This window comes from Paenibacillus sp. BAC0078 (assembly GCF_054483875.1).
In genome coordinates this window covers 1-21,507 of the sequence record NZ_JBTLRW010000022.1, presented here as the reverse complement: position 1 = coordinate 21,507, position 21,507 = coordinate 1, and the positions used below count along the sequence as shown (strand labels likewise).

Genomic DNA, 21,507 nt, shown 5'->3' with positions numbered 1-21,507 from the left:
AAAATCATTAAAAAGGTAGGAGTGCGGAGGGGAGGTTTGGAACTGTAGGAGCGAACGCGTCCGCCTTTGTCTGCGGATTTCCACCGCGATGAGCGGTATACAATCAAGAAATCTGCAGACAACAGCGGCCGGAAGTCCAAACATTCCCCGCAGTTACGACCAATACCCTAATATGAAAATCTAAAGTTCAACTTATTTAGCATCAAGGCGCGTAGTGTCTGAAATTAATACTGATCCGGTTGGAGCCTACGTCAAGAATATGCAGAATGGCACCGTTTGAAGTGGGGAGTACCGCGATGCCCTGTGCTTCGGTGCTGCTTCCCAGATTGCGGCTGAACGCAAGGACCACTTCTCCCGTATCCGGGTTGATGCGGTAGACCGACTTTGTTGCGTCATCGCTAGAGGCATACAGGAAACCGTTGTACATCTCTGCACCCTGAATACGGTCAATAGTCTGGCTGAGCGGAACAGTCTTAAGCAGAGACATGTCGCCGAGATTAAAAACATTCAAAACCGGGGCATGGCTCCATTGAGCCGTATATACCTGATTGCGCGGGGCATCAACAGCTACCCAAGGCACACCTCCGGGATGAAGGCTAAGCGGCAGCTCATAAGAAGTTCCGGTATAATCAAGTGTCTGTGCGTTAAAAAGTGCGATATAAGGATGCTCATATTTATCCCCGTCTTCAATTGGCGCATAGATCAATCCGTTATAATAAGAGATATCGCCGATATGGTCGCCGCCCTTCTGCGCAATTGCTGATGGAATAGCTACCGCATTTCTGGCTTGTACGCTTTTCCCGTCCAGTGCTGTTTTGAGAAGGCCTAGCTGTGAATTGAATATCCAAGAGTTGCCGTCTGAGGTGACACCTTGTCCGCGCTCGAATGCATCAGTAAGCCAAAAGGTCGACTTGGACACCTCATGCCACGACTCATTGACTCCCGCAACAAGTTCTGCCGTTGCCGCCGCTTCATTAACGGCCGGATCAGCCCATACCGCACCTGTAGTCAGTGAACCCATAACAATGGCTCCTGCGCAGACCAACCCTGACACTCTTTTCAGTTTCATTTTCTTGTCTCCTCCTGAATTTTCAGCCTGTCCCCATATACAAGAAAGTTCAAAAATCAGATAGTATGAACTTCCTTTAACAGAGACATAAGCTCAGTTTTAGCTGGCGGTTCTGCCTATTGCGCATTCGCCAAGCTTTAACCTAATTGTAGCTTCAGGGGGATACCCTCTCTTGAACAAAATGCGGTTTTTCTTGAACAAAACAATCATCTTGCAATAATTCTGTTAGCTGTTACCTCCTGCATATACTGCTTGGGAGTCATTCCGGTCAACCGCTTGAACATTCTCGTAAAATGGCCCTGATCCGCAAATCCCGCACGGTCGGCAATTTCCCTCAGCCCGTATTCACCTTGGCAAATCAATGATTTGGAGCGTTCAATCCGCAGGCGGATTAAGTAATGGTGCGGCGTATGCCCCGTCTGCTGCTTGAAGAGCCGGATATAATGGGATAAGCTCAGATTGGCCCGGTCAGCGAGCTCCTGTATCGAAAGCTCCTCTCCCAGTCTCTCTTTCATATATTCTATGGTTTGATGGATATCCTGATTGGCAGCAACTCTTGAAACAACCCGCCCCCTGCTGACCTCGGCATAATGACTGAGCAGATGAACCGCCAGCATATTGGCGAGTGAGTCGCTGTATAACTTCCCTTGTCTGCCCCCATTCTGCAGCTCTTCCAGCATCCACAGTCCGAGTTGAAGCAACTTGGGATCTTTAACATAAGACTTGCGTTCCAGCTCTATATAACCTTCCTTGAGAAACCCGGATTCACGGGCAATACGCTCCAGATAGGAGGGAGGAATTTCAATCAGCAGAAAATATAACGAGGCCTTCCCCCAGGAAGACAGCACCGGTTCTCCTGCAGGAATAATATGAATTGTGTAATAGTTCTCATAATATGCGGAGCAATGTATACCGATCAGATGCTTTGATTCGGACAAATTCGCAATTGCCTGCAGAGGGTTTGGCCATCTGGCAACCTGCAGCTTGTCCCAACCAAGAGCTTGACTTGAAAGTACGGGCTGGCGGTTCATTGAATATGCTGTTTCCGTCGTACTCATCCTATCACCCCTTTTCATTACGTTAACAATCCACTGTGCGAAAAGTATAAACGACAAGTAAAAGGGGTGGAACATATTGTAAAGGAGGCTGCAAAGCAGCCCATTAAAAGATAAAACCCGTAAAAACCTTTGCAATCAAGGTCTTTACGGGTTTATGCCTATTACCCACAGCTTACTTCAAATAAGTTCCCGTCTCTCCAATCCCGCCTTTACCATTTAATACATACACTCTTGCATTTCCTTTACCCGAGCAGGTTAATGTGATCGTGCCGTTGTTAACGTACTTGGTATCGCCTGTGACCGCATCCACATAGGTTCCGTTCGGAATTCCAGTAAACGTAGCATTGCCCGAAATCGTAACGAGCGCAAAGCTGTCAATGCCTTTCGCATTATCGGTATATCTTCTCTTAAATGCCAGATTGCCCGTTACATTCTCTGTGGAATACTGGCCTTTTTGCAAGGCTGGAACGGCTCTTCTGATTAAGTTAAGCTGTCTGATGTGCTTCGCCAAAGGATAATTCAGCGATTCCGCAAGTTTGCCGGTTGCATTTGTATATTTGCCGTAATCCTGAACCGTAACACTTCCTTCTATTTGATCACCGAAGTAAGCGCGGCCTGTGGTGCTGAGCGGCGCGTTCGGGCCAGGATCAATGACCTTCCCCTTTTGGAATTCGATCTCTGAACCGTAGAAAATGGCGGGAATTCCCCGGAAGGTGAACATCAGCGCCAGATTCTCCGCCCAAGTGTCCTGTGTCCCTGCGAATCTTTGATTTTCCGGAGCCTGGTCAGGTGCATAGTCATGTGAGTCCACATAGGTGACATTCCAGGTAGCATCGTTATAGTATTGGTCACCGCTTCTCATGCCGAATGCTTCCTGTGCCGACTTAAAGGCCCAATGCATCGGAAAATCAATCACATCCATACCCGATTTCATTGAATAGTCAGGTGTATGATAATTATTGCCGTTTAAAAAAGCATTGTTCGAGGTTGGCTGTCCTACTGTTGTCGAATTATCCGCCCACTCCTGCTCAACTGATGTTTTATTGGAAGCGTAGTCATTTTTGCCGTCACCAGGGTATGATTTGGCACTCTTCCAGGTATAGAACGGGGTTGAGATTGCCGGAATCCCACTGTTCCATACATCTCTGTACCGGGTAGCCACTTCACCAAAGATGTAGAAATCAGAGCCTCCTCTGGCCTTCCAGGAAGGAATAAAATATTTATTGAAAATATACCGGCTCACATGCTTCACTGTATCAAGGCGGAAAGCATCCACACCCATGTCAATATATTGGTTATAGGCGTTGATTAAATATTGATCCACTACAGGATTTTCCGTGTTCAGGTCAACGCAGTCTCCGGCGATCTGCCCTGTCTGTACAGTGTAAGATTCCCAAGACAAGCTTTTCTCCGTGTGGTACATGTTATTATTGGTGCCTTCAGTCTTCATTAAGGCAAGTCTTGCCTGATACTGCTGATCGGGGGTCATGGAATCATAGTTTGCCGGCAGCTTATCTGTTATTTTCATCATGTTATTCACAGTGTCCGCTTTAGCTGGATCTTTCTTGAACATTGGGAACAGATTCTCTTCACCAAAATTCCCCGTGTGATTGACAACGATATCCTGAATAATCTTCAGCCCTTTGGCATGCGCCGCATTGATCAAATCCTGATACGATGCTCCTGCCGATTCATATCTTGGATCTACTTTGGTAAAATTGATCGCGTGATAGCCATGATAGTCATACCCGCTCGCATTCTGCACAACAGGTGTGATCCAGATGGCGCTGAAGCCAAGAGCTTTGATGTAATCCAGCTTCTGGATCAGCCCCTTGAAGTCTCCTCTCCAAGCCGGGTCGGAATCCGGATTTCCCGCCTTGACATCCTCCCATGCGTGTACGTTGTTGCTCGGATCGCCATCATAGAACCGTGAGGTCATCACGAAGTAAATGGTGTCCTCGCGGAAATCGCCCGATTTTCCAATGTTGTACACAAAGCTCTGCGTGGTTTGATTCCCGGCACCGTCTACCACAAGAAATTTCAGGGTCGTAGTCTTGGAAATGAGAATGGACGGTCCAGCCAGGCCCGCCAATGCATTGCCGGAGATATAAAGTTTGGAGCTTGCCGTTGGTTCTGTACCATCATCCGTGTAATAGGCTTTAGTTGTTGCCGCTTTGTTGTCTTTTATGTTAAAAGATACAGTAACCGCGGACTCCGAATGCCCGACAGGCAGATTGGCCGTAATGGTTGGCGCCTGTAAATCAGCATTTAGATCAATGACATAAGCGAAAGAAGCGATGCTTCCCGCTTGACCGAGTGAGTTGACACCGAAGGCCTTGATCGTTAAAGAGGACGCAACCTGAACTGGAGCAGTATACAAAGCCGATGAAGCTGTAGGCGTCGACCCATCTGTCGTATAGTAGATTTTATCGCCGCTGTTACTGCTCGATAGCGTCACTGTCTGGGCAGAATCATACGTTTTCGGAATAGGAGCGGCTGAAATCACCGGAATTTTTGGGGTTTCCGGGTTGGCATCATACCACGTGTTATCTGTATAATACCAGCCCTCCTTCACGCTGCGGGACAAATCAGCCGTCTGTTTGCCGCTGCCATCATTAAAGATCAGGCTTGCGCTCGTGGCTCCAGTAATAGTATAGCTATACCAGTCATTTCCGTCCGCATTCATCAGAATCCCCGGCCACGCTCCGCTTGTAGGAACTGTTGCAGGGCTCAAATTCCAGTAATGGATTCGCAGCGCCGAATTCCAGCCTGAAGGCTTCTTAACGTGAACCGTTACCCCTGTGGACGTTGGAGTAGGCGTTACTGTTGGTGTGACTGTCGGTGTTGGTGTCGGTGTCGGTGTTGCTGTTGGTGTGGCTGTTGGTGTTGCTGTTGGTGTGGCTGTCGGTGTTGCTGTTGGTGTTGCTGTTGGTGTGGCTGTCGGTGTTGCTGTTGGTGTCGGCGGAGTCCCCAGCGCGATCTTGATGTAATCAATATTGATATTTCCGCTGTCGGTTGAATCGTATTTGTATGCAATTGTATTATTACCCGCCTGCAGAGAGAGTGTTTCTGTCTGGTCGCCCCATGTATCCCAATTGGCCAAGCTTGCGAGAGCAGTCTGCTTCACCTTTGTTCCGTTAACGTAAATAGAAACGTTCTTGGCGCTTCCGGTGGCATTTGCGTAATGAAGAGTGGCGTTATAGGCAGCCGCAACAGAAGCCTGAACAGTGAAAGTTGTTGCTGCTCCGCTGGCTGTGTACCCGTCAACAAACCCGGTTCCCGAATATCCGGTGTGATCCGTATTTATTTTCGCCCCACCTGATAAGGCTGCGTTCTCAGCTTCATATTTCCCGGCAACCGGAATAACGGCCGTCCAGTTCTTGCCGCCATTGTTGTCCCAACTGTCTGTAGGAGCTGTGATGTGATAACAATAAATTAATGTGGCGCCCTCAGGGACATTAATATTTGCCGTAAATGTGGTCCCCGTCTTCGACATCGCTGTGTCCGTAACACTGGTCCAATTATTAGTACTCCAATGCAGTGTCACTGCCGTTGCAGTAGAATTTGTATAGGTAACTGTATAATCAGTATTGCTGGCAGATGCCCCGCCGGATAAACCAAACAAGCTACAAATTAACGCAAAAATAACCATCCATGAAATAAAAGACCTAGTTTTTTGCCGTTCCAAGCAAACAACCTCCTTATAAAATTATCAAATCCAAATTGCGCAAACGTTTGCATTTCAGAGAAAAAAAATAAGATTTACCTACATTGTTCATTTCTCACCCCCCCAAATTTTAATAGGAAAAATATCATTGTATGCGTTTTCAAATATAGCTGCCATGAAGTATAATTATACCGTATCTACCCAATGAGTTTTTCCTTTTATGATTATAATCTCCAATCTTTTACTGGTCAATGATAATCTTTACTAGAATATTCCTTGAAATCTACTGTCTTAAGGCGAAGCTATAAAAGCTGACCTATCCAAACTTCTCCTCCGTCACTTCTGCCCTTTTTATATTTTCTTTAGTTCAACTTAAATAAAAACAGGCTGTGAAATAGTTCTGTCTATTTCACAGCCTGGTATATAGTCGAGGTAGGGACTTGCTGGAAGAACTTGCGAATTGGCGACCAGCAAGCTAACGACGGTTCTGCTCTATCCTTTGCCTGAACTTACAGCAGACGATTAAGGAAGTCCAGACTCAGTGCCGTCGTCTCTTGTAGCACCACATCTGCGCCGGCGGCTTCCAGAGCGGAACGCTCACCAATGCCAACCGCCTTCATACCCGCAGCCTTGATCGCTTGGATTCCAGCGGTGGCATCTTCGATGCCCACGCAGTTTTCCGGCTGCGCGCCAACCTCTGCGGCTCCGCGCAGGAACAAATCCGGTGCAGGCTTGCCGTGCTGTACGGAATCGGGATCAACAACATAACGGAACAATCCGTCAAGATTGAGCGAGCGCAAGATTTGCGGCGCATTTTTGCTGGCGGAAGCGATCACGGCCGGAATGTTCTGCGCCTGCAATTCCGCCAGCAGCCCGGCGATCCCGGGATAAGTATCGCCGGGCGTAAGTCCGCTCAGCAGCGACACATAATGCTCATTCTTGCGCCGGGCCAGCTCTGCCTTTTCCTCAGGCGTGAACTCCGCAGCCTTGCCGCCAAGCCGCAATATCCGTTCCAGCGATTCTCCCCGGCTGATGCCTTTCAGCGTCTCGTTAAATTCGCGGTCAAACGGAATCCCGATGGATTCCCCAAGTTGTTTCCAAGCAATATAATGATATTCTGCCGTATCGGTAATTACTCCATCAAGATCAAAAATTACTGCTTCCAGTTTCATACTCTCTCCATCTCCTCTGGTATAACGTTTCTCTTTTGTTTTAATCTCCGTCTAGGACAGTTTCAATACTATGCGTTTCTCACAGCTGTCCACAATCTGCCCTTTCCACTCTACTGTTACCTTCCACCCGGCTTCATTATGAATGACCGCCTGCAGAACCCCGTCTTTCCCTGTCAAGGACAAATCAAATTCCGCTTCGCCAATGACCAGCCGCTCAAGCTTACAATCTTTGCCGTTCCACGCTGACGGAAGCTGCGGCTTCAGTCTCAGCTCTTTCCGCACAGCAAACGGCTGCACACCGAAGAAATGGCGTACCACCGGTACCGCCAGGGCGTAGATCGTCCAGGCTTGCACCACGCAGCCGTAATCCGGCGACATCTCGGAGAAAGAGCCTGGCAGGACGCGCGAGAAGCTGCGCAGCATCCGGTTCAGCAGCGCCAGTGCTGCGTCCGGGTTGCCGCTAGCGGCCTCGGCGATCGCATGAGCCCCGGTCGAGATTGTCATCGTCCCCTGCTGGAACATCCCGGATAAATACGTGCCGTATTCCCCGATGAAGGTATCATTCCGCATATTGTCCAGCGCCCGGCGGGCCTTGTCTGGCTCAGCAATGCCGGCCTCCATTGGAGTGACAATAACCCAGTTCTTGTTCAGCAGCCAGCCACGATCGGCCGTTTTATCAGCATTTGCATGGATTCCTGCAGCAAGATTGGCATTGGCATCATCGCCATCGGCGGCAATATCAATTCCGGCCGTCCCCAGCAGACTATCCATATATTCGCGGTATCCAGCCACACCCTGCGCTTCGGCAAGCGAGACCAAAAAGTCTGCCTTGGCCGCAACATCGGCGGCCGGAGCAACCGCATCGGCGAACAATCCTTCGTTCTCCTGCCAGAATGAAGAGTTCACGGCATCCGTGCAGCGCCGGGCCAGTTCACTGTATTTCTGCTGTGCCTCTGTCTCCTCCAGATATCCGCTCATCTTCTCCATCGCTTGCAGCGCTTTGGCTGTATAGACGGCGCTATCTATCAGTTCCATATTGAGTCCGGCAATCTCGATAATCCCGTAACCTGACGGGAACAGGTCACCGTCAGAGTCCATTTCCCCCAGGAGCCAGCCGATTCCCTTGACGCAATAGTCGTAGTGGCGGCGAAGCAGCTTCTCGTCACCTGTCCAACAGAACAGTTCCCATACAAAAGCGATATAGTGGGCTGTCTCTTGCGTGTTGCCGGGATTAGATACCGCCCCCAGCGTTGTCAGCTCATGGATAAACCGCCCGTTGCCGTTGGCCTCCTCCGACTTCTCCAGCAGCAGATTCAGCGTATCCTTGGCAAGCTGCGGATCTCCGATGGCCAGCACGCCTTGCAGGGCATATGTGCTATCGCAGCCGAACCACCATGGATAAGTCGGTCCGCCTGCCGTGAGACCCCGGCCTGTTCCATCTACCTGCTGGATCAGCCATTGATTGTTCCACTTGGCCCATCTGAACGCTTCATTCCAGGCAGCTTCGCCTTCGACAGTAAACTTTGCCCGCTCAGCTACAGCGCCATACACTTCTTGTTTCTCGGTAAGCAGATTTTCATGTTCAGCGGCGAGCTGCCGATAGCTGTCTTCACACTCTTCCCGGGAAGTATAAGAACCAGCAGCAAACAGATGGAACTTGTGCCGCTCCCCCGCAGCAATCGTCAGTTCAGTGCGGAAGGAAATTCCGCAGCCGGCCCCGGCGGTAAATTCAGGCCCGTACAGATCGGACCGAACCTCCAGCTCATCGCCCGCCAGATCAGTCCCAACCAGTGTAAACCAAGGATGAGCTTCATCCTTTACCAGCACTTCACGTGAATTCAACACCGTTGCTTCGTCACGTACTCCGTCATAGACACCCACCTCATCCGAGAACCAGACCGGCCGGAGATCGGTGCGGACAAGCAGTTCCACCTGCAAATGCAGATCTCCTTCCCCGTAATGATGAAGCTCGTAGGCAGCAGTCATGCCTTTTACCCGTTCAGGGGCAAATTGTGTCCGCTCCATCGCTACCGGAATGTGGCTTAGGCCATGATCGTACTGGAAACGGCTGCCCCAGGGCTCGCTCGTGAAGCCGTCGGCCCGTGACCAGACGGAAATATTCCGCTTCATATCCGTCAGCTTCAGCCAGAAACCGTCCAGCAGCTTGATCGGATGCAGCCAGATTCCGCCCATCTCATTCGCCGTATGGTGGCCGAAATCAGGGAAATAGCCATCCTGCGCGCCGCAGATTTTGACGTATTCACCGCCGTTATAATATAAATTGAATGGATGCTTGCTAGTAATGCCGGTCATATGGAAATCCCGCTCCTTTATCTGTAGATCACAAATGCATGGCGGGCCACTTAGCCCTTCACAGCAGAAGAGATAGAAATCCCTTCAATAAAATATTTCTGTGCAATAAAGAACAGCACCAGCGCAGGCAGCATGATCAGAATGGTCGCCGCCATCAGCATATTCCACTCCACATTGTATAAGCCCTTGAACATGGACAGTCCCAGCGCCAGCGTATATTTATCATTAGAATTCAAATAAATCAGCGGCCCCTGAAAATCATTCCACACCCCCATAAAGGTGAAAATGGACACCGCAATGAGTGGCGCCTTGGACAGCGGGAGCATAATCCGGCTGAATATTTGCCACCGGTTCGCCCCGTCCACAAAAGCTGATTCATCCAGCTCACGTGGAATACCGCGCATAAACTGGCGCACAAGGAAGATGTTGAACGCGCCACCGCCAAAAAACGAGGGCAGGATCAGCGGCAAGAAGGAGTTGGTCAGACCAGCTTCTTTGAACAGAATGAAGGTCGGAATCATCGTTACCTGACTCGGCAGCATCATTGTAGCCAGCAGCACGAGGAACAGCGTTTTTTTACCACGAAAGTTGAAGCGGGCGAAGCCGTAGGCGCTAATCGCCGAAGTGAACACCGTACCGATCATGACCGGTATCAGAATGACAATCGTATTGCGCAAATATAAAAAGAACGGGATGGCCTTCACGGCATCCGCATAGTTGGACCAGAGCCATTTCTCCGGAAAAAAGGAAGTCCCGAATACTTCGGCCGGCGACTTGAGCGAGGTAGATACAGTCCACAGCAGCGGCACCAGTACAATAGCTGAACCGCCGATTAGCAGCAGGAATGCAAACCATTGAGACAGATTGAATTTACTTTGTAATTTTTGCATTGTAAGCGTCCCCCTTCCTTTAGTCATGTTGATCATCGCCCTGGTAATACACCCAGAAAGAAGAGCTGCGGATGACCACAAGCGTGAATACCAGAATGATCAGGAACAAAATCCAGGAGAGCGCGGACGCATAACCCATATCAAATTCTATAAACGCTTTGTTGTACAAATACAGATTGTAGAACAGCGTCGAGTTGAGTGGCCCGCCGTTCGTCATAACGAACGCCTGTGTGAAATATTGAAAACCGCCGATAATCCCCATGATCAGATTGAAAAATACAGTTGGTGTAATCAGCGGCAGCGTAATGCTGAAGAAACGGCGGACCGGACCGGCACCATCAAGTTCCCCCGCCTCGTACAAGTCCTCCGGCACTCCCTGCAGACCGGACAGATAAATGATAATCGTATTTCCGATTCCCCACACGCCCATGACGATCAGAGCGCCGAGCGCATAACTTGGGTCCTGCAGCCACGCTGGGCCTTGAATGCCGAACCAGCCCAATGCCTGATTCAGAATCCCGTATTCCGGATTGAAGATCATCACCCACATCATCGAGGTCGCGACAGCAGGAATAACGGACGGCATAAAAAAAATAAGCCGGAAAAACTTCATTCCGCGCGAACGCCCGTTAAGCATTAGGGCAATCAGGATTGACGATATCTGGAATAACGGTACTGACACAAGCGCAAAGATAAAAGTGACTTTCAAAGACTGATAGAACAATTCATCGTGAAAAATATCGCGGAAATTGTCCAGCCCCACATATTGAATCGACTCGACACCGGTGATGACATTCCATTTGCTGAAGGAGAGAACCAGCGAAAAGATCATCGGCCCAAGTGTGAAAATAACTAATCCCAGCAGCCACGGCAGGATGAACCAGTACCCGGCGCGTTCCGATTTGGCATTATTCATGACGGCCTCCTTGATGGAAGAGGGTGAAGCACCGAGGATGGCGCTTCACCCGCTAAGCTTATTTTTTGATTTTGGCATCGGCATCTTTGGCCGCTTCATCGAGCGCACTCTTCATATCCAGCTTGCCAAGCAGCGCTTTTTCCAGCGCCTGTGTGAATGTTTCCTTAAAGATCGGGCCGTTAACCGAACGCAGGGACACCGGCTTGCGTGCAAAGTCCATCATTTCGATAACCGGTTTGTCCTTCTCTTCGGTCTTTTTGACCTGATCGAGTTCTGCTACAGTTGCCGGCAGCACCAGCCCGTTCTTAGAGCGCAGCTTCTGGGCTTCTGTGCCGGACAGCCATTTCATCAGCTCATAGCTTTCCGCCTTGTGTTTTGTCTTGGAGTTCATCGCCCAGCCTGCTGCAGCGATAATGCCGGTACGTGTACCGTCTGATCCTTTAGGAATCAGCGCTGACCCGTATTCCACGTTCGATTTGTCCAAATCGGACTTGATCCAGCGTCCGGTAACCATCATAGCCAGCTTACCAGTCATGAACATCGAGGAGTCGCCGCCCAACGACTGCGTATCCTGCGGCGTAGGCGATACTCTGTTCTCGCCCGTGGACAGCGCCACGTATTTCTCCATAGCCTTAACGGTCTTCTCACCGTTCATGAAGCCTTCGGCTTTCGTACCGTCTTCATTGGCAATATCAGTACCGTTTGCCCACAGATAGGTGTAGATCGGATATTCCCAAGTACCGGCATTGAACCCGAACTGGGTGTATTTTCCGTTCTCTTGCTTGGTCAGCTTCTGGGCAGTAGCGAACATATCATCCCAGGTCCAGCTATCACTCGGATAAGCAACCCCCGCATCATCAAAAATCTTTTTGTTGTACCACAAGGCCAGCGGATTGAAATCCTTCGGCAAATAATACAGCTTGCCGCCTATCCGCTCCATATCAATCAGATTCTTCTGGTAAATGTTCAGATCAAAGGATGAATCCTTGGCGATATAATCATCAAGCGGCTCAATAACACCCTTGTCTACAAAGGAGATAAAGTCGCCTTCACCGATCAGAAACACATCGGGAGCTGTTCCGCTGGCCAGTGAGGTCGTTATCTTTGTGCCATAACCGTCTCCCGGTATCGGCTCAAATTTGACCTCGATGTCGGGGTGGGCGGCATTGAATTGATCAGCCAATTGCTGTTCTACCGCGCCGCTGTTCACATCCCCCCAGATGGAGAAGGTAAGCTTTACTTTTTCCTTGCTGCCTCCTGCATTGTCCGTTCCGGCGTTGCTGTTGGCATTGTTCTCTCCACCTGAGGAACAGGCTGAGAGCATCATAACACCAGCGAGTACTGCGGCGATTTTGTAAGACCATTTCTTTTGCATTTTGAATGACCTCCCTTAATGATTAATTATTTGGAATGCAATAATACCTATTTCTATGAATTGGCAAAAATTGCTTTTTCCCGTACTTCCTGCAGCTGGCCGTGAACAATCAGGCTAACCGGCTTACCCGCAGATTTGGTTATGGCGATTTCCTGCGGTGTAATGCTGATTTCAAGACGCTGACCCTGCCAGTATAGAGGGAAAGCTAGTTTTCCCCAATGTTCCGGCAGCTTTGGTGCCAGATGAAGCTCGCCGTCCAGCATTCTGACTCCGGCAAAGCCCATGACTGCGCATTCCCAGATTCCGCCGAGCGAAGCGGAATGAATGCCTGCATCCGAGGAATGCACCTTTGGTCCAAGGTCGATCTCGGTAGCTCTTTGGAAGAGACGGTACGCGAGCGGCTTATCGCCGAAGTCACTTGCCAGAATCGAGTGTGTCGACAGCGACAACGAGGAATCATGCAATGTTTTTTCCTCATAGTAATCGTAGTTGGCACGCTTCACTTCCGGCGAGAATTTATTTTCAAGCAAGAAGAACAGCATCATGATGTCCGCTTGCTTCGAAACCTGCATGTTTCCAACCTGATCCAGATTGTAATCATTGAATATGCTGCCCACTTTTTCCCGGTCCTTGTACGGAGTGAGATCAATAATTTCCTTTTGCAAATACGTATCATCTTGCGGAATAAGCAGGCGCTCATTCGGCTGCGGCAGGTAGATCAGGTTCAGCTTGCTTTCCCACACGCTGTAAGCCTCGCTCAAGTTCAGCAGCTTATTGTAGCAGACAAACAGTTCCGGCTGATTCTGCTCCAATTCCTTGTAATATTGCATTGCCAGCTCAATGTTGAAGTGCGCCATATAATTCGTAAATGCATTGTTATCGACATGCTCCTTGTACTCATCCGGCCCGACAACTTCATTGATCTCATAACGGCCTAGAGCCTCATTCCATTCCAGTCGGCTAGCCCAGAAAATCGCCGTATCGAAGATCATCTCATACCCGCAGCGCTCCATGAAATCCTTATCTCCTGTCGCCCGGTAATAATGCCAGACGGCATAAGCGATGTCCGAGGTGATATGCTGCTCGATGAAGCCGGACCAGATCTTGGTCTGTTCACCGGTTACGATATCGACCGCCCCCCATACCGGGGTCACTTCACCGTCAGACGGCCAAGCTGCTTCCCACGGATACATAGCTCCGGCATACCCGTTCTCTTTCGCTTTGCTCCGGGCACCTTCCAGTCCCAGGTAACGGTATTCCAGCAAGGAGCGGGCAATTTCAGGGTTGCTGTAAATGTAGAACGGCAGGATGAACATCTCGGTATCCCAGAAAGAATGGCCTTTGTATCCCTCACCGCTCAAGCCCTTGGCTCCGATACCCATTCGATTGTCATGCGCTGGAGTCATGACGACGAGATGATACAGTCCAAAACGTACACCCAGCAGATCGAATGGATTGCCCGATTCAATAGTAATACCGTAGTTTTCCCAAACTTTGGCCCAAGCAGCAGCATGATTACTGAACAGAGCCTTATAACCGGATTCATGTGCAGTCTTCAAAACCTTCAATGCTTCTTCACGCATCGCTGGCAGGCTGTAATTGTCGGCAAACTGCTTGTCGCGGCTTGTGTATACGACAGCTACCTTTTCAAGGGTTAACGTTTGACCTTCTTCCAGATCCAGTTTGTAAGCTACAGCTACCTTACGGCGTTCAATTTCCATCGCCGGTGCAAGGTCAACAGCCTCGCCGTCGATCTTCAGCTTATGGGAAGCTCCGATCGCAAAGTCGACCTTGGATTCCGTGGTAGTCTGGATCAGTTCCAGGAAAGTCTTATCGTAGATCCGCTTCTCGCCTTCATGGAAGTGTTGGCTGCCACTGTTGCTGACTTGAGCGTCAATACCGGAGGCTACGGACAAATGAACTGGACCTTTTAACACTTTTACTTCCAGCTTCAGTCCGATCAGGTGCAACTGTTCCAGAGAGACGAACCGGCGGAAGGTGAATTCCAGCTCCTTGCCGTCGCCATTGCCCCAGATGAATGTCCGAACTAGTTCGGCTTCCCGAAGTTTAAGGCTGCGGCTATATGATTTTACCTCTCCCTGGTCCAGTGAAAAGCGCTTGCCATCAATCCGTATGTCCATCTGTGTAACATCAGCTGCATTCGGCAACTCGCTGACCTCCAGCTCATCGAAGCGGTTAAAGGTTCCGTTCACGAAGAGATTGCGCTTCTCGCCGACATAAGATTCTTCAGCAGCGGAACGAAGTCCCATATACCCGTTGCCGAGCGCCATAATAGCTTCGCACTTGGCCAGGGCCAGACTGGAAAATTGTTCTTCTGTAACAACCCAGCCTGAAGTCCCGTCAGGCAATTTCTTGTTGTAATTTAGCATAGCTTGAATTTCCTCACTCTCCTAAATCTGTCTCTAATTTCTGTAAGCGATACCGAAAACGATTTCGATTTGAATAAAAAAACGAAAACGATTTCGATTATTCCGGCAAAAGGCCCCTTTTCAGTCATTTTGTACAGCGGTTTCGAAAACGTTTTCGGGTTTATTATAAATTCATTATTGTCTCTCTGTCAACTATGCTGAAGGGAAGAATTTTATTGTAGCCCGGTGTATTGTTTTCCAGCATCTTTACCACCTGCTCCAATGCCGCATAACCAAGCCCTACAAAATCCTGTCTGATCGTGGACAGCTTTGGCGTTGTATAGCTCGACAGCACAATGTCGTCAAAGCCCATAAGCGAGATATCCTCAGGAACGCGCAGCCCCAGCTCCTTGAAGCGCGTTATCAATCCAATCGCCATCAGATCGCTGGCGACAAAGACCGCCGTAAGCAAGGGATTGGCAGCAATATAGTCTTCCGCCAGCTCATAAGCGCCTTCCTCAGTGAAATCCGCTTCAACCACCCGTGACGGAATAAAAGGAAGACCCGCCTCTTCAAGCGCTTCGCGGTATCCCTGCTCCCGTTTGATGCTGACTGTAGCGTATCGGTGGCCATTGATCAGCCCAATTTCCTGATGCCCCTTGCTGATCAAATAATGCACAGCGCGGCGAGACGCCTCCAGATTGTCTGTAATCACAGACCCCGCATGCGGCCCGACCGTGTCCGCGTCAATAACAACACTTGGAATATCGCTGTCAATCAGCTCTTCGAAATAGGGGTCGGTTGTCCGTAAGCCGGAAATCACGACGCCGGCAATTTTGTGATCATGGCAGAATTGCCAATACGATCTATCCTGCTGTTCGGAAAGGCTGCGGGTATAGATCACGATCTCATAACCGTAACGGGTGGCGGCGGCATACACACCGTTAATAATTTGATAGACCACCCCATCCTTACCGTCCGCCTGCTCGAAGTTAGAGATAATAAGAGCTATCGTCTTCGTCACCTTATGCTTGAGGTTCTTGGCTAGCATATTCGGAGAATAATTCAGTTCCTGCGCCGCCTCAAGTATCTTTCGGCGTGTTGCCTCACTTACATCGCTGTACCCATTGAGTGTCTTCGAGACCGCAGAGATCGAAACACCGGCATGTTTTGCTACGTCTTTTATGGATACCATTATAGGCTTTCCCATCCTTTTTTTATTTTTCAATGTATCTCATCTGGTCTTCATTATAACACATAGGCAGGAGACAAAAATGCCCATATCAACCGCGCTCCTTGCGGTACTGTCTGGGTGTTTTTCCTGTGTATTGCTTGAACAACTGCGTATAGTAGCTTTGGGTACAAAATTTAAACATCAGCGAAATGTCGGAAATAGACTGATTGCTGTGAATCAGGATGGACTTGGATTCTTCGATTTTCCGGCGGTTGATGAATTCGGTAAGGGGCATCCCCATCTCGCGTTTGAAACGGTCCGAAAGATAACACGGGTGAACGCCGACATGCTCTGCAATCCTTCCCAGCGTCAATTCCCAGCAAATATGCTCGCGAATAAAATAAATAGACAAATTCACAATGTGCGAATAGTGCAGGGTCTCCTTCTCTCTTTTCATAACGGCTATGAACTGCAGCACCATCTCATATTCAAAAAGAAGCAGCCGTTCGAGGTCATCCGTGTTCTCAATATCGCGAATAACCGTATCACTCAATTGAAAAGCCATCTCCGGGTTCACGCCGCCGCGGATGATCGCCCTTGTGAACAAGGTGCAGGAGGCAATCATCGCGTTCTTCTTGGAACGGAGCGGATAGCGGGCCAGCGTGGCCGCCTCCAGCGCATTAATCTTGCGCAAAGCCCTCATCGCCCGTGACTCATCGCCAATCCGGATCGCTTCCAGCAGCTCATGCTCATAATCCAGAGGCGGATGAACAAACTCTCTATTGAGATCCTGGGATCGTGTTGACCAATAAGAGGGCACTTCTAAAGTGGGCATCTGTATTTCCTCTTCGCCATCAACCATATTGATCCCCCCACCTAAAAATTTTGATAATAAGATAAATAATTTAGTATAATCTTAAGCTTTTCTAACCTAAAATTCAATCCATAACAATCCAGGAGGAGATTAGGCGATGAGCTGGAGCATTTTGGGTAATGAACTTTCCGCAGATACCCTGCTAAATCTTGAAAGTATTTTTGCGTTAGGGAACGGTTATTTAGGAGTGCGCGGCAACTTCGAAGAAGGCTACGCGGACTCTGAAATTCAGAGCATCCGCGGGACGTATCTCAACGCCTATCACGATGTAATCCGCATTCCATACGGCGAAAAGCTGTTTGCTTTCCCTGACACCCAGCAGAAGCTGGTTAACGTGATCGACGCCCAGGATGTGCGCATCTATATCGGGGAGGAAGAGGAGCTTGTAACACTTACGGAAGAGAGCATTCTCGGTTACGAGCGTATCCTGCATCTGGACAAAGGGTACTCGGAACGCAGGGTGCACTGGAAATCGCCCACTGGCAAAGAATTGCAGCTTCGCTTTCGCAGGCTCGTATCTTTTACGCACAAAGAGCTGTTCGCTATAGATATTCACATTGAGCCGATAAATTTTACGGGCCAGATCAAGGTGGTTTCCCGGGTCAACGGAGATGTCAGCAATTACAGCAATCCGAATGATCCCCGAGTCGCTGCCGGACATTCCAAACTCCTGTCTGTCGTAGGCAGTGGTGTACAAGGAGAATACCTCTATGTGGAAGATGAGACTTCCGTATCGGCACTGCGCACCTGCTGTGTAACCCGGCATCAATGGGAAGGAAACTGGCAGACCCAGGCGCAGGCTGGCGCCACAGAAGGAACAGTAACTGTCACCGCAGAACTGTGTGAACCGCTGCACCTGACCAAATGGAACATATATACAGACACTTTACGTCATGAAGAGCACTTGGTGGAAAAAGGCATCGAACTTCAGAAAGCGCTTCAAGGGCTTTCGATGGATGATCTTTTGACAGAGCAGCAGGCGTATTTGCAGGATTTCTGGAAAAGATCCGATGTGGTGATTGAGAATGACCACTTGCTCCAGGAGGGAATCCGTTTCAACCTTTACCAGCTATTGCAATCCGCAGGACGGGACGAACACAGCAATATTTCCGCCAAGGGATTATCAGGTGAAGGCTACGAAGGGCATTATTTCTGGGATACGGAAATTTATATGCTGCCCGTGTTCCTGATGACCTCCCCGGAGCGGGCCCGGCAGCTTCTGCTGTACCGGTACTCCAAGCTGGAGCAGGCCAGAAATCGGGCCAGGGAAATGGGCCATGCCCGGGGTGCGCTGTTCCCTTGGCGGACGATCGCCGGGGCGGAATGCTCCTCCTTCTTCCCATCGGGCACGGCGCAATATCATATTAGTGCAGACGTGGCCTACAGCTATATCCAGTACTACCTGGCTGAAGAGGACCGTGAATTTCTGCTGAACTACGGGGCTGAAGTGCTGTTCGAAACCGCCCGGCTGTGGATGGAAATCGGTCATTACCACGAGGGGAATTTCCATATCGACGAGGTAACCGGGCCGGATGAATACACCTGCCTGGTGAATAACAATTACTATACTAATGTCATGGCCAAGCATAATTTGAAATGGGCTGCGCGCAGCTTTGAAATCCTGCAGTGTTATCAAGAGCAGGTTGCACAAGAATTGTTCGGCCGGCTTGGAGTTACCCCGGAAGAAGTGAACAGTTGGAGACACGCCGCCGAAGCAATGTTGCTTCCCTATGACCAGGAGCTAGGCATCAACCCACAGGACGACACCTTCCTCCGAAAAGCAGTATGGGATTTCGAAAATACACCCAAGGACCAATACCCGCTGCTGCTGCATTATCACCCGTTGACGCTATACCGTTATCAGGTATGCAAGCAGGCGGATACACTGCTGGCCCATTTTTTGCTGGAGGATGAACAGACGGAAGAGACCATCCGGCGTTCGTATGACTATTACGAAGCCATCACTACTCATGACTCCTCTCTGTCATCCTGCATTTTCAGCATTATGGCCTCCAAAGTCGGCTATCACGACAAGGCTTACGAATACTTTATCGAGACAGCCCGGCTTGATCTGGACAATACACACGGCAACACCAAAGATGGCCTGCATATGGCCAACATGGGCGGAACCTGGATGGCTATCGTCTTTGGCTTTGCCGGGACGAGGCTGAAAGAAAGCGGGCTATCGCTGTCCCCGGTGATCCCGGCTGGATGGACAAAATATGCGTTTCGCCTGACCTTCCGCGGGCGGCTAATCGCAGTCACAATCGGTGGTAAGGAAGTCGAGCTGGAATTGCTGGAGGGCGACGCTCTAACGTTGACTTTGCATGGACAGCCGATTGAGCTTTATCCAGAACACATTGTCAGACAGCCGTTAATCCAATAGTCCGAGTTCAGTATTTGATTCCTTCAGAAAAAAACACTACCGATTAGGTAGTGTGGTGAGAGTTACAATTGCACCATTCTTCATCGCAATGAGAGATGTGGGCGTATCTGGCTGCATGATTCAAATCATGCAGCACAGCCACCAGCGTATATCCCTTTCCGTTCAGCTCCGTAAAAAACTCCATCAGTTCCTACTGCCAAGCCTGTAGCAGACTTTCACCGCCGAGTTATCGTGCCGCGTGCACTACAAAAAAGACTTGTAAGATTGCTAAAGCAATCTCACAAGTCTTTCATTGGTATACCGGCGAGAGGACTCGAACCTCCACGGTTTCCCACTCGATTTTGAGTCGAGCGCGTCTGCCATTCCGCCACGCCGGCATATATCTAATGAATATAATAAGTTCCACTATAAAAATGGAGGCGCCACCCAGATTCGAACTGGGGATAGAGCTTTTGCAGAGCTGTGCCTTACCACTTGGCTATGGCGCCATAAAAAATGGAGCGGACGACGGGAATCGAACCCGCGACCCTCGCCTTGGCAAGGCGATGCTCTACCGCTGAGCCACGTCCGCATAAATGGCTGGGGATATAGGAATCGAACCTATGAATGACGGAGTCAAAGTCCGTTGCCTTACCGCTTGGCTAATCCCCAACATTATTCATTTGTTAAATTTATGGGGCGATCGATGGGACTTGAACCCACGAGTGCCGGAGCCACAATCCGGTGCGTTAACCCCTTCGCCACGACCGCCATAATATTTATTCATTTCATATTCAATTTACGGTATATGGGGCGATCGATGGGACTTGAACCCACGAATGCCGGAGCCACAATCCGGTGCGTTAACCCCTTCGCCACGACCGCCTTATTGAATTATTAAAATGGCAGGGGCAGCAGGAATTGAACCCACACCAACGGTTTTGGAGACCGTTGTTCTACCTTTAAACTATGCCCCTAAAGATGGTGGAGGCTGATGGATTCGAACCACCGAACACGTACGTGAGCAGATTTACAGTCTGATGCGTTTGGCCACTTCGCTAAGCCTCCACGGGTGGTGCCGGCGAGAGGACTTGAACCCCCAACCTACTGATTACAAGTCAGTTGCTCTACCAATTGAGCTACACCGGCATATTAAGTTGTAAGAAAAATGGTGGCGCGGGACGGAATCGAACCGCCGACACAAGGATTTTCAGTCCTTTGCTCTACCGACTGAGCTACCGAGCCATATAGTTATTTGAGCCATCTGATGTCCCTGAAGTAATACTGATGGCGGAACCGACGGGATACTCTTCACTTCGTTACGAGATTGCGATGTAATTTCTAACGAAGAATATGCTCCAACGAACCCTATTTGGGATTCTCATCCCTGAAGTAATACTGATGGCGGAACCGACGGGATTCGAACCCGCGATCTCCTGCGTGACAGGCAGGCATGTTAGGCCAACTACACCACGGTTCCATGTTGGTTGCGGGGGCAGGATTTGAACCTGCGGCCTTCGGGTTATGAGCCCGACGAGCTACCGGGCTGCTCCACCCCGCGTCAGTAATCAATCTATGGTGGAGGCTGAGGGGTTCGAACCCCCGACCCTCTGCTTGTAAGGCAGATGCTCTCCCAGCTGAGCTAAGCCTCCATAAATCAACAAACGTTATTTTACCAAATTCTGCACATTAAAATCAAGTGAAGAAATGGTGACCCGTATGGGATACTCTCCACTCCGTTACGAGATTGCGAAGTATTCCTTACGAAGCCTATGCTTCAACGAACCCTTATGGATTCTCATCCCTAAATTCGAAGAAGATGTGGTGACCCGTATGGGATTCGAACCCATGTTACCTCCGTGAAAGGGAGGTGTCTTAACCCCTTGACCAACGGGCCTTGCTGTAAAAATAGTGGCGGAGAGAGAGGGATTCGAACCCTCGAGACGCTTGTGGCGCCTACACGATTTCCAATCGTGCTCCTTCGGCCAAACTCGGACACCTCTCCATATGGCTCCCCGAACAGGACTCGAACCTGTGACAACTCGATTAACAGTCGAGTGCTCTACCAACTGAGCTATCAGGGAATATTCATATCAGGCCTTGATCGCCTGAAAACTGAATCCGAAACGAAATCTGCGTATTAGTGTTTTGGATAAGCCCTCGACCGATTAGTATTGGTCAGCTCCACACGTTACCGTGCTTCCACCTCCAACCTATCTACCTCGTCGTCTTCAAGGGGTCTTACATACTGGGAAATCTCATCTT

At 49.7% G+C, this 21,507-nt stretch carries 12 protein-coding genes, 16 tRNA genes and 1 rRNA gene; 1 reads left to right on the top strand and 28 read right to left on the bottom strand.

Annotated elements, in window-relative coordinates; translation table 11 throughout:
* Positions 1 to 202 precede the first annotated feature (202 nt).
* The 11 genes from ACX1DY_RS26955 to ACX1DY_RS26905 all read right to left on the bottom strand — a co-directional run bounded on the left by ACX1DY_RS26955 (position 203) and on the right by ACX1DY_RS26905 (position 16,865).
* Positions 203 to 1,069 carry a hypothetical protein gene (locus ACX1DY_RS26955; RefSeq protein ID WP_458967252.1) on the bottom strand — a complete coding sequence of 289 codons (867 nt, stop codon included), beginning with the start codon at positions 1,067 to 1,069 and terminating at the stop codon, positions 203 to 205.
* Between the two features lie 206 nt (positions 1,070 to 1,275).
* Positions 1,276 to 2,127, bottom strand: coding sequence for a helix-turn-helix domain-containing protein (locus ACX1DY_RS26950; RefSeq protein WP_458967251.1), 852 nt, complete (start codon positions 2,125 to 2,127; stop codon positions 1,276 to 1,278).
* A 172-nt stretch (positions 2,128 to 2,299) separates the two neighbouring features.
* Complete coding sequence (locus ACX1DY_RS26945; RefSeq protein ID WP_458967250.1) at positions 2,300 to 5,815, bottom strand: alpha-amylase family glycosyl hydrolase; 3,516 nt, start codon at positions 5,813 to 5,815, stop codon at positions 2,300 to 2,302.
* A 488-nt stretch (positions 5,816 to 6,303) separates the two neighbouring features.
* The gene (gene pgmB, locus ACX1DY_RS26940) at positions 6,304 to 6,966 is read right to left on the bottom strand and encodes a beta-phosphoglucomutase (RefSeq protein WP_458967249.1); all 663 of its coding nucleotides are present in this window, start codon (positions 6,964 to 6,966) and stop codon (positions 6,304 to 6,306) included.
* Positions 6,967 to 7,017: 51 nt separating this feature from the next.
* A complete protein-coding gene (locus ACX1DY_RS26935; RefSeq protein ID WP_458967248.1) occupies positions 7,018 to 9,279 on the bottom strand; it encodes an alpha-L-rhamnosidase-related protein in 2,262 nt (753 codons plus the stop codon).
* 50 nt (positions 9,280 to 9,329) lie between these two features.
* The gene (locus tag ACX1DY_RS26930; RefSeq protein WP_458967247.1) at positions 9,330 to 10,169 is read right to left on the bottom strand and encodes a carbohydrate ABC transporter permease; all 840 of its coding nucleotides are present in this window, start codon (positions 10,167 to 10,169) and stop codon (positions 9,330 to 9,332) included.
* Positions 10,170 to 10,188: 19 nt separating this feature from the next.
* The gene (locus ACX1DY_RS26925; RefSeq protein WP_458967246.1) at positions 10,189 to 11,085 is read right to left on the bottom strand and encodes a carbohydrate ABC transporter permease; all 897 of its coding nucleotides are present in this window, start codon (positions 11,083 to 11,085) and stop codon (positions 10,189 to 10,191) included.
* A gap of 58 nt (positions 11,086 to 11,143) precedes the next feature.
* Positions 11,144 to 12,460: an ABC transporter substrate-binding protein gene (locus tag ACX1DY_RS26920; protein ID WP_458967245.1), complete on the bottom strand. Its 1,317-nt coding sequence runs from the start codon at positions 12,458 to 12,460 to the stop codon at positions 11,144 to 11,146.
* Positions 12,461 to 12,513: 53 nt separating this feature from the next.
* Positions 12,514 to 14,850, bottom strand: coding sequence for a glycoside hydrolase family 65 protein (locus ACX1DY_RS26915; protein WP_458967244.1), 2,337 nt, complete (start codon positions 14,848 to 14,850; stop codon positions 12,514 to 12,516).
* Positions 14,851 to 15,013: 163 nt separating this feature from the next.
* Positions 15,014 to 16,024 (bottom strand): LacI family DNA-binding transcriptional regulator, encoded by a 1,011-nt coding sequence (locus ACX1DY_RS26910; protein WP_458967243.1) that lies wholly within the window; start codon positions 16,022 to 16,024, stop codon positions 15,014 to 15,016.
* An 88-nt stretch (positions 16,025 to 16,112) separates the two neighbouring features.
* Entirely contained in the window at positions 16,113 to 16,865 is a 753-nt protein-coding gene (locus tag ACX1DY_RS26905; RefSeq protein WP_458967242.1) for a helix-turn-helix domain-containing protein, read from the bottom strand.
* Between the two features lie 109 nt (positions 16,866 to 16,974).
* On the opposite strand from ACX1DY_RS26905, the gene ACX1DY_RS26900 reads away from it, so the two are divergent.
* Positions 16,975 to 19,263 carry a glycoside hydrolase family 65 protein gene (locus ACX1DY_RS26900; RefSeq protein WP_458967241.1) on the top strand — a complete coding sequence of 763 codons (2,289 nt, stop codon included), beginning with the start codon at positions 16,975 to 16,977 and terminating at the stop codon, positions 19,261 to 19,263.
* Positions 19,264 to 19,561: 298 nt separating this feature from the next.
* Here the strand turns inward: ACX1DY_RS26900 and ACX1DY_RS26895 are convergent.
* From ACX1DY_RS26895 to ACX1DY_RS26815, 17 genes are all read right to left on the bottom strand, one after another.
* Positions 19,562 to 19,640: transfer RNA gene (locus ACX1DY_RS26895), tRNA-Leu, on the bottom strand.
* 37 nt (positions 19,641 to 19,677) lie between these two features.
* Positions 19,678 to 19,751: transfer RNA gene (locus ACX1DY_RS26890), tRNA-Cys, on the bottom strand.
* An 8-nt stretch (positions 19,752 to 19,759) separates the two neighbouring features.
* Positions 19,760 to 19,834, bottom strand: a tRNA-Gly gene (locus ACX1DY_RS26885).
* 5 nt (positions 19,835 to 19,839) lie between these two features.
* Positions 19,840 to 19,914, bottom strand: a tRNA-Gln gene (locus tag ACX1DY_RS26880).
* A gap of 23 nt (positions 19,915 to 19,937) precedes the next feature.
* Positions 19,938 to 20,013 (bottom strand) — tRNA-His (locus ACX1DY_RS26875).
* A gap of 38 nt (positions 20,014 to 20,051) precedes the next feature.
* Positions 20,052 to 20,127: transfer RNA gene (locus ACX1DY_RS26870), tRNA-His, on the bottom strand.
* A gap of 18 nt (positions 20,128 to 20,145) precedes the next feature.
* Positions 20,146 to 20,219 (bottom strand) — tRNA-Trp (locus tag ACX1DY_RS26865).
* A gap of 5 nt (positions 20,220 to 20,224) precedes the next feature.
* Positions 20,225 to 20,310, bottom strand: a tRNA-Tyr gene (locus tag ACX1DY_RS26860).
* Positions 20,311 to 20,315: 5 nt separating this feature from the next.
* Positions 20,316 to 20,391, bottom strand: a tRNA-Thr gene (locus ACX1DY_RS26855).
* A gap of 20 nt (positions 20,392 to 20,411) precedes the next feature.
* A tRNA-Phe gene (locus tag ACX1DY_RS26850) sits at positions 20,412 to 20,487 on the bottom strand.
* 157 nt (positions 20,488 to 20,644) lie between these two features.
* Positions 20,645 to 20,722, bottom strand: a tRNA-Asp gene (locus tag ACX1DY_RS26845).
* A gap of 4 nt (positions 20,723 to 20,726) precedes the next feature.
* Positions 20,727 to 20,803, bottom strand: a tRNA-Met gene (locus tag ACX1DY_RS26840).
* Positions 20,804 to 20,818: 15 nt separating this feature from the next.
* A tRNA-Val gene (locus ACX1DY_RS26835) sits at positions 20,819 to 20,894 on the bottom strand.
* 170 nt (positions 20,895 to 21,064) lie between these two features.
* A tRNA-Glu gene (locus tag ACX1DY_RS26830) sits at positions 21,065 to 21,139 on the bottom strand.
* A 15-nt stretch (positions 21,140 to 21,154) separates the two neighbouring features.
* Positions 21,155 to 21,247: transfer RNA gene (locus tag ACX1DY_RS26825), tRNA-Ser, on the bottom strand.
* Between the two features lie 3 nt (positions 21,248 to 21,250).
* A tRNA-Asn gene (locus ACX1DY_RS26820) sits at positions 21,251 to 21,326 on the bottom strand.
* 64 nt (positions 21,327 to 21,390) lie between these two features.
* Positions 21,391 to 21,507: ribosomal RNA gene (locus ACX1DY_RS26815) — 23S ribosomal RNA — on the bottom strand; the annotation flags it as partial.

Excerpts from the sequence above, each read along its gene's own strand:
- ACX1DY_RS26920 (WP_458967245.1), bottom strand. The coding sequence starts at position 12,460 with ATGCAAAAGAAATGGTCTTACAAAATCGCCGCAGTACTCGCTGGTGTT.
- ACX1DY_RS26925 (WP_458967246.1), bottom strand. The coding sequence starts at position 11,085 with ATGAATAATGCCAAATCGGAACGCGCCGGGTACTGGTTCATCCTGCCG.
- ACX1DY_RS26950 (WP_458967251.1), bottom strand. The coding sequence starts at position 2,127 with ATGAGTACGACGGAAACAGCATATTCAATGAACCGCCAGCCCGTACTT.
- ACX1DY_RS26915 (WP_458967244.1), bottom strand. The coding sequence starts at position 14,850 with ATGCTAAATTACAACAAGAAATTGCCTGACGGGACTTCAGGCTGGGTT.
- ACX1DY_RS26930 (WP_458967247.1), bottom strand. The coding sequence starts at position 10,169 with ATGCAAAAATTACAAAGTAAATTCAATCTGTCTCAATGGTTTGCATTC.
- ACX1DY_RS26955 (WP_458967252.1), bottom strand. The coding sequence starts at position 1,069 with ATGAAACTGAAAAGAGTGTCAGGGTTGGTCTGCGCAGGAGCCATTGTT.
- ACX1DY_RS26935 (WP_458967248.1), bottom strand. The coding sequence starts at position 9,279 with ATGACCGGCATTACTAGCAAGCATCCATTCAATTTATATTATAACGGC.
- ACX1DY_RS26905 (WP_458967242.1), bottom strand. The coding sequence starts at position 16,865 with ATGGTTGATGGCGAAGAGGAAATACAGATGCCCACTTTAGAAGTGCCC.
- pgmB (WP_458967249.1), bottom strand. The coding sequence starts at position 6,966 with ATGAAACTGGAAGCAGTAATTTTTGATCTTGATGGAGTAATTACCGAT.
- ACX1DY_RS26900 (WP_458967241.1), top strand. The coding sequence starts at position 16,975 with ATGAGCTGGAGCATTTTGGGTAATGAACTTTCCGCAGATACCCTGCTA.
- ACX1DY_RS26910 (WP_458967243.1), bottom strand. The coding sequence starts at position 16,024 with ATGGTATCCATAAAAGACGTAGCAAAACATGCCGGTGTTTCGATCTCT.